The sequence below is a fragment of the Streptomyces sp. NRRL S-31 genome, from assembly GCF_000718775.1.
In the GTDB taxonomy this organism is placed as follows: domain Bacteria; phylum Actinomycetota; class Actinomycetes; order Streptomycetales; family Streptomycetaceae; genus Streptomyces.
The window spans coordinates 1-8,905 of the sequence record NZ_JOCB01000174.1 but is presented as its reverse complement, the minus strand read 5'-3'; the positions used below and the strand labels follow the sequence as shown (position 1 = coordinate 8,905).

Annotated in this window: 6 protein-coding genes; 4 read left to right on the top strand and 2 right to left on the bottom strand. The window is 73.7% G+C overall.

The window, feature by feature from the left end; genetic code table 11:
- The 4 genes from IF37_RS0137645 to IF37_RS46280 form a co-directional block, all read left to right on the top strand.
- On the top strand, positions 1–1,304 hold a 1,304-nt coding region (locus IF37_RS0137645; RefSeq protein ID WP_030753927.1), incomplete at its 5' end, for an ABC transporter permease subunit.
- Positions 1,305–1,314: 10 nt separating this feature from the next.
- On the top strand, positions 1,315–2,154 hold the full coding sequence (locus IF37_RS0137640; RefSeq protein ID WP_030753924.1) for a carbohydrate ABC transporter permease: 840 nt from the start codon (positions 1,315–1,317) through the stop codon (positions 2,152–2,154).
- 162 nt (positions 2,155–2,316) lie between these two features.
- A complete protein-coding gene (locus IF37_RS40225; protein ID WP_052845591.1) occupies positions 2,317–6,654 on the top strand; it encodes a DUF4011 domain-containing protein in 4,338 nt (1,445 codons plus the stop codon).
- Positions 6,651–7,097, top strand: a complete 447-nt coding sequence (locus tag IF37_RS46280; protein ID WP_253915963.1) for a DUF3320 domain-containing protein — start codon at positions 6,651–6,653, stop codon at positions 7,095–7,097. Before IF37_RS40225 ends, IF37_RS46280 begins: the two co-directional genes overlap by 4 nt.
- A 110-nt stretch (positions 7,098–7,207) precedes the next feature.
- Here the strand turns inward: IF37_RS46280 and pgl are convergent, their stop codons facing one another.
- Both pgl and IF37_RS0137625 read right to left on the bottom strand, forming a co-directional pair.
- Positions 7,208–7,990: a 6-phosphogluconolactonase gene (pgl, locus tag IF37_RS0137630; RefSeq protein WP_030753921.1), complete on the bottom strand. Its 783-nt coding sequence runs from the start codon at positions 7,988–7,990 to the stop codon at positions 7,208–7,210.
- Positions 7,987–8,905, bottom strand: a 919-nt coding sequence (locus tag IF37_RS0137625) for a glucose-6-phosphate dehydrogenase assembly protein OpcA (protein ID WP_030753918.1), incomplete at its 5' end; no start/stop codon positions are given. The genes pgl and IF37_RS0137625, both read right to left, overlap by 4 nt.

Genomic DNA, 8,905 nt, shown 5'->3' with positions numbered 1-8,905 from the left:
GCCCGGCGCCCGCGCGCCGCGGCCGGCGGCGCGGCCGGCTGGCCGCCTGGCTCTTCGTCTTCCCCGCGCTGCTGCTGCTCGGCGCGCTCGTCGTCTACCCGGTGCTGTTCTCCATCGGCCGCAGCTTCTTCGACGCCTCCGGCACGCAGTTCGTCGGCGGTGACAACTACACCGAGATGTTCCGCGACCCGGCCACGCTGAAGGCCATTCGCAACACCGCCATCTGGGTGGTCGTCGCCCCCACCCTGCTCACCGGCCTCGGTCTGATCCTGGCCGTCCTGGTGGAGAAGGTCCGCTGGGCGACGGCCTTCAAGCTGCTGCTGTTCATGCCGATGGCCGTGTCCTTCCTCGCCGCCGGCATCATCTTCCGGCTCGCCTACGACGAGGACCCCGACAAGGGCGTGCTGAACGCGGCCGTCGTCTCCGTCCACGACGCCTTCAAGGACGCCTCGACGTACCCGACGGCCCGCGGCCGCGCCGGACTGCTCACCCAGGACCGGGACGGCTCCTACCGGACGACGGCCTCCGCGGGCGGCTCGGTCGCGCTGCCGATGGTCGGCGTCCTGCCCAAGGACCTGCCCGCCGACGCCTCGCCCGCCCGCGCGGCGGCCGAGCGCAAGGCGGCGCCCGGCGAACTGCGCGGCGTCGTCTACCTGGACTTCACCCCCGGCGGCGGAGGCCGGCAGGGCAAGGTCGACGCCGGGGAGAGCGGACTGCCCGGCATGAAGGTCGAGGCGGTGCGCGACGGCAGGACGGTCGCGAGCGCGACCACCGCGGCCGACGGCTCCTTCCGCTTCGCCGGACTGCGCGACGGCTCGTACACCGTCAAGCTCCCCGCCGCCAACTTCGCCCCGCCCTACCAGGGCGTCTCCTGGCTCGGGCCGGCCCTCGTCACCCCGGCGATCATCGGCGCCTACCTGTGGATCTGGACGGGCTTCGCGATGGTCCTGATCGGTGCGGGCCTGTCCGCGCTGCCCCGGGACGCGCTGGAGGCGGCCCGGATGGACGGCGCGAACGAGTGGCAGATCTTCCGCCGGATCACCGTCCCGCTGCTGGCGCCCGTCCTGACGGTCGTCTTCGTCACCCTCGTGATCAACGTGCTGAAGGTCTTCGACCTCGTCTACGTCATCGCGCCCGGACCGGTGCAGGAGGACGCCACCGTCCTCGCCACCCAGATGTGGCTGGTCTCCTTCGGCGGCGGCAACGACCAGGGCCTCGGCAGCGCCCTCGGCGTGCTCCTGCTGCTCCTGGTGATCCCCGCGATGGTCTTCAACGTCCGCCGTTTCCGCAACAGTCAACGATGAGGAGTCAGTGATGAACGCGATCAGGCGGGGCCTGGGCAACAGCCTGGTGCAGGCCTTCCTGGTGGTGATCGGCCTCGTCTGGCTGACCCCGCTCGCGGGCCTGTTCCTCTCCTCCCTGCGCTCGGCCCGGGAGACGGCGGAGGGCGGCTGGTGGACGGCCCTGGCGAGCCCCGGCCAGCTGTCCTTCGACAACTACTCGGCGCTGCTGGGCAACTCCGGCATGACGCGGGCCTTCTGGAACACGGTGCTGATCTCGGTGCCGGCCACGGTGCTCGTCGTCGTCATCGCGGCCCTGGCCGCATACGCCTTCGCCTGGATGGACTTCCCCTTCAAGGAACCGCTGTTCCTGCTGGTGGTGGCCCTGCTGGTGGTGCCGGTGCAGATCGGTCTGCTGCCCGTCGCCAAGCTCTTCGGCGCGCTGGGCCTGTTCGGCACGATCCCCGGTGTGGTCCTCTTCCACGTCGCCTACGGCCTGCCCTTCGCCGTCTTCCTGTTGCGCAACTACTTCGCGGAGATGCCGAAGGAGATGCTGGAGGCGGCCCGGATGGACGGCGGTGGGGAATGGCGCATCTTCATCCAGCTGGTGCTGCCGGTGGGCCGCCCGGCGATCGCCTCGCTCGCCATCTTCCAGTTCCTGTGGGTCTGGAACGACATGCTGGTCGCCCTGCTCTTCGCCGACAGCTCCGCCCAGCCCCTGACCGTGGAACTCCAGTCCCAGATCCGCCAGTTCGGCAGCAACATCGACGTCCTCGCGCCGGGCGCGTTCCTGTCGCTGATCGTGCCGGTCGTGGTCTTCTTCGCCTTCCAGCGGCACTTCGTGCAGGGCGTGATGGCGGGATCGGTCAAGTGACACAGGGGAAGCGACACGCCATGCGTGCACTTCTCGCACAACAAATCCATACCGTATCGGGACTCCCCGCTCTATCGGCCCCCGCGACCTGATAGGCAGATGTCTCCAGGGGGACCGGTACAGGTGGTCACCTCTGTGCACGCTTCAGGAGGTATCCCGTCCATGGCCCACCAGCGTCCCACCGTGCAGGCCGTCCTCGACGGCTGGCGGAACTCCCTGCTGGACATGGGCGGGCGCAACCGCCTGCTCAACTTCCGGCACGCCCGGACGGCGAGTCTGGAGATCACCGCGCCCGGCGCCGACGCCCTCCTGGCGGACCTCGCCAGGGGCTGGGAGTTCGCGCCGGTCGCCGAGCGGGACGCCGGCACCGCACCGGAGCGGACCGGCGGGGAGCGGGAGCCGGCCGCCGGGCGTGGCGCACGCCCGGCGGTCCTCACCCACAAGAGCACCCAGGCGTCCCTGGACGCCGCGCTGTGGCAACTGCGCCAGAAGTCCGGGCAGATGTACAACGACTACGGTCTGTGGGTGCTGTGGCTCGGCATCGGCATGCTCGACTGGCGCGAGCCCGACGCCCACGAGTCCAGCTCCGCGCCGCTGCTGCTGGTCCCGGTCGAACTGCGCAGGGACGGCAATCGCCGCTACCGCCTGCACGCGGCCGAGGACCAGGAGCGCATCCACAACCCCGCCCTCGCGGTGCGGCTGGACCGGCTCGGCGTCGACTGGAGCCCCGTCACCGGCACCGACGTCACCGACCTGCCCGGCGTGCTCGCCGCCGCCCGCACCGTCGCCTCCGGCCTCACGGGCTGGTCGGTGGCCGACCGCGCGGTGCTGGGGCTGTTCGCCTCGCACCGCGAGGCGATGTACCAGGACCTCCAGCAGAACGAGGAGCAGATCCTCGCCCATCCGCTGATCCGGGCCGTCGCCCTCGGACCCGACGCGGACGTGCCCGCCGACCTGGTCTCCTTCGACCCGCCGGACGCGGACCGCATCGACGAGGTCCAGCTGCCCGAGCGGACACCGCTGGTCCTCGACGCCGACGCCTCGCAGCGCCGGTGCATCGCAGCCGCCCTCGACCAGCGGTCCTTCGTCATGAGCGGCCCGCCGGGCACCGGCAAGAGCCAGACCATCACCAACATGATCGCCGCGCTGATGCACGCCGGACGCAGCGTGCTCTTCGTCAGTGAGAAGGCGGCGGCGCTGGACGTCGTGCGCAACCGGTTGCGCGGGGTCGGCCTCGGCGACTTCGTCATGGCCCTGCACAGCGGTGACACGAGCAAGAAGGCGGTGGCCACCGAGCTGGCCCGGGTACTGACCACCGAGGCACGGGCCACCGGAGCGGCCGAGCACGAACTGGAGCGGGCCCGGCGGCTGCGCGAGGAACTGTCCGCGTACGCCGCCGCCATGAACGAGACCCGCGCCCCGCTCGGCCGCACCCTGCACGACGTGCTCGGCCGGCTGGTCCTCCTGGAGCAGGCCGGCACCCCCGAACTCGGTGCGGGGGACGTGCCGACGGTGCGCACGCTGAGCGCCGGAGCCCTCCAGGAACTCGGCGCCGCCGCACGGGGCGTGGCCCGGGCCTGGCGCCCCGCCGCCGAGGGCGAGGCGTTCCCGTGGCGCGGACTGGCCGGCGACTCGGCGCACCACGTCGTCTCCGAGGCCGCCGACGCCCTCGACGGCCTGCTGTCGGCGGCCGGCCGCCGGCCCTTCGCGGCCACCCAGGACGAACCCCGCACGGTGCGCGAGGTCCAGCAACTGGTGCGCGCCCTGCGGAGCCGGCTCCCCGAGGAGCCGGCCGCCGGTGACGGCGCCCTGCCGGAGGACGCCTCCGCGCAGGCGGCGCAACTCGCCGACCTGCTCGGCATGCCCAAGGCCGACCAACCGGAGGCCGCCCTCGACCTGTGCGAGCTGGCCGACCTGACCCGGGCCGGCCACCGGCCGCCGGCCGGCTGGTTCGACCCGGACGTCCTCGGCCGGGCCCACGCGGCGGCACGGGAACTGCGGACGGCCGTGGACGCCGAGACGGCCGCCCGCGCGGCGGCGGCCGACGTCTTCGGCGAACAGGTGCTCGACCACGCCGATCTGCCCGGCCTCGCGGAGCGTTTCGCCACGGAGCACCGCGGACTGATGTCCCGCTTCTCGGCACGGTTCAAGGCCGACCGGGACGCAGCCGCCAAGCTCACCCGCACCGGCGCCTGGGACAAGTCCCTCGTGGGCCGCCTGGACCAGGCGCTGGCCTGGCAGCGGTCCGCCGCCGAGGTGGCCCGGCTCGCCGACGGCCACGCCGGCCTGCTCGGCGGGTACACCCCGCGCACCCCGGAAGGCTGCGCGGACCTCGACGCCGTGCTGGCCGTGGCCGACCGCATCGCGGCGCTGAGCCGCACCGCCGTACGGCGCGAGCTGCTCGTCTCCCACCTCGCGGACGGCACCGACCCCGACCCGCTGCCCGCCCTGCTCGCGGAGAACGTCCGCCGGTCGCTCGGGGCGTGGTGCGCGGTCGCCACGGCCCGCGCCGAACGCTGGACCCGCTCCGCCACCGAACTGCTCGGCCTCTTCGACGCCGACCGCCGCACCCAGCTCTCGCCCGCCCTGCTGGGCCCCCTGGAGCAGGCCGCACAGGTGCTCGGCGCGCTGCGCGCCGACCCGCAGGGACCCGAGGTGTGGCGGGCGTACCGCGACGGTCTCGCCGTGCTGGCCCGGTACGGCGCCGACGCCCTCGTGGGCGCCGTGTCGGAACGCGGACTCGACCCGCGGTGCCTGCCCGACGTGGTCGAACACGCGGTGCTGCGCGCCTGGGCCGACGACGTCCTCGCCACCGACCCGCGGCTGCGCACCACCCGCGCCGCCGACCTCGACGCGCGCGTGGCCGACTTCCGGGCGGCCGACCGGCGGCTGATCGCCGCCGCGGGCGGTGCCGTCGTCGAGGCGTGCAACAAGCGCCGCCCGCGCAGCTTCGCCGGCGGCTCCGGCGCGGTCATCGTCCGGGAGGCGGAGAAGAAGACCCGCCACATGCCGGTGCGGGAACTGCTGGGCCGTACCCGTGAGGTGGTGCAGGCCGTCAAGCCGTGCTTCATGATGAGCCCGCTGACCGTCAGCCAGTTCCTGCCGCCGGACTTCCACTTCGACGTCGTCATCTTCGACGAGGCCTCCCAGGTCCGGCCCAGCGACGCCGTCAACTGCGTCTACCGGGGACGCGCCCTGATCGTCGCCGGTGACGAGAAGCAGCTGCCCCCGACCTCCTTCTTCGACTCGTCGGTGGACGACGACTCCGACGAGTACGGGGAGGAGGTCCCGGACTCCTTCGAGTCGCTGCTGCACGCCTGCAAGGCCGGCGCCATGCGCGAACTCCCGCTGCGCTGGCACTACCGCAGCCGCCACGAGAACCTCATCACCTTCAGCAACCGCGAGTTCTACGGCAACTCGATGATCACCTTCCCGGGCGCCCTGGACGAGGGCAACGACGTCGGCGTCGCCTTCTTCGACGGCGGCGGCGTCTACGACCGGGGCGGCCGCCGGGACAACCAGGCGGAGGCGGAGTTCGTGGCGCGGCGCGTCCTGCACCACTTCGACACCCGCCCCGGCAGGACGCTCGGCGTCGTCGCGCTCTCCCAGGCACAGGCGTCCGCCATCGACCTGGCCGTCCAGCAGGCCCGGCTGGCCCGCCCCGACCTCGACCACTGCTTCACCGACGACCGTCTCGACGGCTTCTTCGTCAAGAACCTGGAGTCGGTGCAGGGCGACGAGCGCGATGTGATGATCATGTCGGTGGGGTACGGCCCCGACGAACACGGCAAGCTCGGCCTGAACTTCGGCCCGATCAACAAGTCGGGCGGCTGGCGGCGCCTCAACGTGGCGGTGACCCGCGCCCGTTACCGCATGGAGGTCGTCGCCTCCTTCCGCGGCGCCGGCCTGCCGGACAGCGCCAACGAGAGCGTCCAGTACCTCAAGCGGTACCTGGAGTACGCCGAGAACGGCCCCTCCGTCCTCGCCCGTGACGTCGTCCAGTCCGACGCCGAGCCGGACAGCCCCTTCGAGGAGTCGGTGCTCGCCGTGCTGCGCGACTGGGGCCACCAGGTCCAGCCGCAGGTCGGCGTGGCCGGATACCGCATCGACATCGGCGTGCGCCACCCCGCGCTGCCCGGCGCGTACGTGCTCGGCATCGAGTGCGACGGCGCGATGTACCACTCCTCGAAGGCCGCCCGGGACCGGGACCGGCTGCGCGAGCAGGTCCTGAACGGGCTCGGCTGGCCCCCGCCCCCGCCCCCTCCGACTCCGCCGAGGCGGTGTCCGCGCCCGCGTCGTCCGCCCCGACGGAACCGCGGCCGCGGCAGGACGGAGCGGAGCCGGCCGGGGAAGCGGGGTTCGAACGCGTTCCGGTGGACATCGCCTCCGAACGCGGCTGGAGCGCCCGGTACCGGACCAGCGCCGTCTCCGTACGGCCGCAGGCCGAGCTGCACACCCAGGAGGCCCGCCCGCAGCTGCGCGGCCTGCTCGCCGAGGTGATCGAGACCGAGGGACCCGTGCACGAGGACCTGCTGGTGCAGCGGGCCCGGGAGGCGTGGGGCGTCGGCCGGGCGGGCAGCCGCATCCGGGACAACGTGCGCGAGGTGGCGCTCGCCCTGGTCAGGTCCGGCCGGGCCACCACCGACGGGCCGTTCTACGACGTCCGCGACCGCGAGACGCTCAGGGCGCGGCAGCCGGAGGAGGGCACCACACCGCGCAAGGTCGTGCACATAGCGCCGGCCGAGCGCCACCTGGCGCTGTACGAGCTGGCCGTCGAGTGCCCGGGCATGACCGAGGACGAACTGATCAAGCAGGCGTGCGAGTTCTTCGGCTGGCGCCGCACCGGCAAGGACATCCGCGACCGCCTCGCCGCGGACGTCGCCGAGCTGCGGCGGGAAGGCCGGCTCGACGGCGGCCCCGACCGGGTCAACGCCGTCCGCTGAGCGGGTGGTCCGCTGAGCCGGCAGGACATGGGCCCGGACGGCGCGGGGCCCGGACGACGCGTGGGGGCGGCGGGAAGATCCCGCCGCCCCCACGTCCGGGCCTCAGCCGCTCAGGGCGACGCCGGCGGGTACATCGACCTCGGCAGCTGCGAAGCCGCCGCCGAGTCCAGCAGCCACAGGGTGCGTGAGCGGCCGTACGCGCCCGCCGCCGGGGCCTGGATCTCACCCGCGCCCGACAGGGCGATGGCCGCGGCCTCCGCCTTGTCCTCGCCGGCCGCGAGGAGCCAGACCTCGCGGGCCGAGCGGATCGCCGGGAGGGTGAGGGTGATCCGGGTCGGCGGCGGCTTGGGCGCGCCGTGCACGCCGACCACCGTGCGCTCGGTCTCCCGCACGGCCGGCAGCTCCGGGAAGAGCGAGGCCACATGGGTGTCCGGGCCGACGCCCAGCATCAGCACGTCGAAGGCCGGGACCGGACCGTGGTTCTCCGGTCCGGCCGCCTTCGCCAGCTCGGCCGCGTACGCCTCGGCCGCCGCCTCGACGTCCGAGCCGTACGGGCCGTCGGAGGCGGGCATGGCGTGCACCCGCTCCGGGTCCAGCGGCACGGAGTCCAGCAGCGCCTCGCGGGCCTGCGTGACATTGCGCTCCGGGTTGCCCTCGGGCAGGTAGCGCTCGTCGCCCCACCACAGGTCGAGGCGGCCCCAGTCGACGGCGTCCCGGGCGGGTGCCGCCGCCAGCGCGGCCAGCAGGCCGTTGCCGTTGCGGCCGCCGGTGAGGACCACGGACGCGCTGCCCCGGGAGGCCTGCGCGTCCACGATCTTCGTGATCAGGCGGGCCGCGGCGGCCTGCGCCATCAGCTCCTTGTCGTGGTGCACGACCAGCTGCGGAGTGTTCACTTCGCCGCCGCCTTCCTCGCCGGTGCCTTCTTCGCGGTCCTGGCCGCCGCCTTCTTCGCGGGCGCCTTCGCGGCCTCCTCGACCGGCTCGGGCTCCGCGACGGGACCCTTCTCCGCGACCGGCTCGGCCGGCTCCCCGGATGCCTTCCCGGCGGGCTCCGGCGACTGAGGCGCGGCAGCCTGCTCGGGCACCGTGCGCAGCCGCTCCACGCCGTAGCGCAGCGCCGACGCGTAGGTGTCGTCCGGGTCCAGCCGGCGCAGTTCCTCCGCGATCAGCTCGGCGGTGTCCCGCCGCTTCAGCGCCACCGCGCGAGCCGGCTGGCCCTCGATGGACAGCGTGGCCAGCGAGCCGTCCGCGCGGTCCAGCACGATCGGGCCCCGGCTGGTCTCCAGACGGACGGCCGTCAGCCCCGGACCCGTGGACAGGGAGCGGTGCACGGGCACGTCCAGCCGGTCCGCGAGCCACATCGCCAGCAGCTCACAGCTCGGGTTGTACTCCTCGCCCTCCACCTCGACACCGGTCACCCGGCAGGTGATCTGGTCCAGGGCGGCCGCGAGCATCGAGCGCCACGGGGTGATCCGGGTCCAGGACAGGTCGGTGTCGCCGGGGGTGTAGGCCGCGGCGCGGGCGGACAGCTCGCGCACCGGCTCCTCGGCGGCGTAGGTGTCGGTGACCCGGCGCTGGGCGAGTGCGCCCAGCGGGTCCTTGGCCGGGTCCAGCGGGGCGTTCACCGGCCACCACACGACGACCGGGGCGTCCGGCAGCAGCAGCGGCAGGACCACCGAGTCGGCGTGGTCGACGACCTCGCCGTACAGCCGCAGGACGACCGTCTCGCCGGTGCCGGCCTCCGCGCCCACCCGTACCTCGGCGTCCAGCCGCGAGGTGGTCCGGGCCCGTGTGTTGCGGGAGACCCGC

Excerpts from the sequence above, each read along its gene's own strand:
- IF37_RS0137640 (WP_030753924.1), top strand. The coding sequence starts at position 1,315 with ATGAACGCGATCAGGCGGGGCCTGGGCAACAGCCTGGTGCAGGCCTTC.
- IF37_RS40225 (WP_052845591.1), top strand. The coding sequence starts at position 2,317 with ATGGCCCACCAGCGTCCCACCGTGCAGGCCGTCCTCGACGGCTGGCGG.